This is a genomic window from Arthrobacter sp. Y3221157 (genome assembly GCF_059089865.1).
Genome location: NZ_JBNHFD010000174.1, coordinates 1 through 2,614, shown reverse-complemented (window position 1 = coordinate 2,614; position 2,614 = coordinate 1). Strand labels below are relative to the sequence as shown.

Annotated in this window: 1 protein-coding gene and 1 pseudogene; both read left to right on the top strand. The window is 68.9% G+C overall.

Annotated elements, in window-relative coordinates; translation table 11 throughout:
* Positions 1–307, top strand: a pseudogene (locus tag AC5RTT_RS20375) (ribonuclease D); the annotation flags it as partial.
* 78 nt (positions 308–385) lie between these two features.
* On the top strand, positions 386–2,539 hold the full coding sequence (locus AC5RTT_RS20370; protein ID WP_494146679.1) for a 3-hydroxyacyl-CoA dehydrogenase NAD-binding domain-containing protein: 2,154 nt from the start codon (positions 386–388) through the stop codon (positions 2,537–2,539).
* The last annotated feature ends 75 nt before the right edge of the window (positions 2,540–2,614 follow it).

The following is a 2,614-nucleotide window of genomic DNA, read 5'->3' as shown; positions in this document are numbered from 1 at the left end:
CGTCTGGGCGGACCGCGACCCGGATGCCGCCGCGCGGCTGGCCACGGCCCGGCCCCTGTTGCAGGAAAAGGCCGAACAGCTGAACCTGCCGCTGGAGAACCTCCTGACCCCCGATTTCCTCCGGCGGGTGGCATGGCGGCCGCCCGCGCATATCAGCGAGGCGTCCGTGGCTGCCGAGCTGCGGGCCCTGGGCGCACGGGACTGGCAGGTGGAACTCAGCGCGCCGCTGATTGCCGGTGCCTTCCTCAATCCGCAGCCGCTGCCGCCCAAGGAACCCAAAGCCGCCGTGGCAGCAGCCGGGGAATGAGGGCGGGACGGTGGCCTTGCGGGCGAAGTTACCGGTGAGTAACATCTGGGATACATCCCCGTCCTAAGGAGCCCCGTCATGAGCGCCGCAGACTTTTCCGATTTCGCCAGCTTGTTTCCCGACGAGACCGTCACCCACTCCACCGTCCGGGACGTTGACCTGCCCGGCGCGGCCGGCACATTCGCCCTCATCACCCTGGACAACGGTCTGGACGCCTCCAAGCCCACAACCCTGGGACCGAACACCCTGGTGGAACTCGGCACCGTGCTCGAGGGACTGCGGACACGGGCTGCGAATGGGGAGATCGCCGGCGTCGGCATTACGGGCAAGTCCTCCTACTTCGTTGCCGGCGCGGACCTCTCGGCGGTGAAATCCCTGGCGAAGCCCGAACACGGACTGCGGATGGCACAGCTTGGCCATGAGGTGTTCCGGACCCTTGCCAACCTGGGGGTTCCGAGCTTTGCGTTCGTCAACGGCCCGGCCCTGGGCGGCGGCCTCGAGGTTGCCCTGCAGTCCACGTACCGGACGGTCTCGGCGGGCGCGGGAGCGCTGGCGCTGCCGGAAGCCTTCCTCGGGCTGGTGCCGGGCTGGGGCGGCGTCTACCTCCTTCCCCGCCTGATCGGCCCGGAACGCGCCGTCCAGGTCATGATCGAGAACCCGCTCAGCAGCAACCGGACGCTGACCGGCGCCCAGGCCTTCGACCATGGCATGGCGGACGCCCTCTTCGGCCCGGACAACTTCCTGGAGCAGTCCCTGGCCTGGGCTGCGGGAGTCATCACCGGAGAGGTTGTTCCGGAACGCCCCAACGCCGTCGACCCTTCCGCGCCGGACACCGCCGCCCGGTGGGCCGCCGCCGTGGCGGCAGGCCGGCAGTTCGTCACAGCCAAGACCTCGGATGCGCCTCCCGCCCCCGGCAAGGTCCTTGACCTCCTCGAAGCCAACCGCACCCTGGGCCAGGCGGAATCCGCGGCGCTGGAATGTGAAACCCTGGCGGAACTGATGCAGACGGATGAGTTCCGGGCAACGGTCTACGCTTTCCTCGACCTCGTACAGAAGCGCTCCAAGCGCCCGGCCGGCGCCCCGGACCGGAGCCTGGCCCGGCCGGTCGCCAAGGTGGGCGTGGTGGGTGCCGGACTGATGGCCAGCCAGCTGGCGCTGCTCTTCGCCCGCCAGCTCAAGCTCCCCGTGGTCATGACGGACATCGACCAGGCCCGGGTGGACAAAGGTGTTGGCTACGTCCATGCCGAGGTGGACAAGCTGCTGGCAAAGGAGCGCATCAGCCCTGATGCCGCCGCACGGACCAAGGCCCTGGTCACCGGTTCCGTGTCCAAGGAAGCTTTCGCCGACGCCGACTTCGTCATCGAGGCTGTCTTCGAGGAGCTGGGCGTCAAGAAGCAGGTGTTCGCCGAGTTGGAAGGCATCGTCCGGCCCGACTGCATCCTGGCCACCAACACGTCCTCGCTGTCGGTCACCGCCATGGCCGAGGACCTGCAGCACCCGGAGCGCCTGGTGGGGTTCCACTTCTTCAACCCGGTGGCCGTGATGCCGCTGCTGGAGATCGTCCGTGCCCCGCGGACCGGGGACGAGGTCCTCGCCACCGCGTTCGAACTCGCCAGGACCCTCAAGAAAACGGGAGTGCTGGTCAAGGATGCTGCCGCCTTCGTGGTCAACCGGATCCTGCTCCGGCTGATGGGCGAAGTGACCGCGGCCTTCGACGAAGGGACGCCCGCCGAGGTGGCGGACAACGCCCTGCGTCCGATGGGCCTGCCGATGACCCCGTTCACGCTGCTCGCGATGGTGGGACTTCCGGTGGCCCAGCACGTCCAGGAGTCCCTGAACGCTGCTTTCGGCAGCCGCTTCCCCGTCTCCGCCAACCTGCAGAAACTCATCGACAACGGCGTCAAGGGCCTCTGGGAAACGGCTCCGGACGGGACCCGCGCCATCCCCGGGTCCACCATGGCACTGATGTCCTTCGGCACCGCACCGTCCTCAGGTGAAGAGGTGCTGCGGCGGACCCAGGACGCCCTTGCCGAGGAGATCGGCCTGATGCTGGAGGAGGGCGTGGTGGCAGGTCCCGAAGACATCGACCTCTGCATGATCCTGGGTGCCGGCTGGCCCCTGTTCCTCGGCGGCATCACCCCCTACCTGGACCGCGTTGGGGCATCGGAGCGGGTCAACGGCAGGCGCTTCCTGCCGCCGGGCGTGGCGTCAAGCCCGTCCGCAGCGGCTTAGGCGGCACGTCAGGCTTCCGCCAGCCGGCCGCCGTCGAGCGCCAGGATCCGGTGCGCGACTTGCCGCGCGTATGCC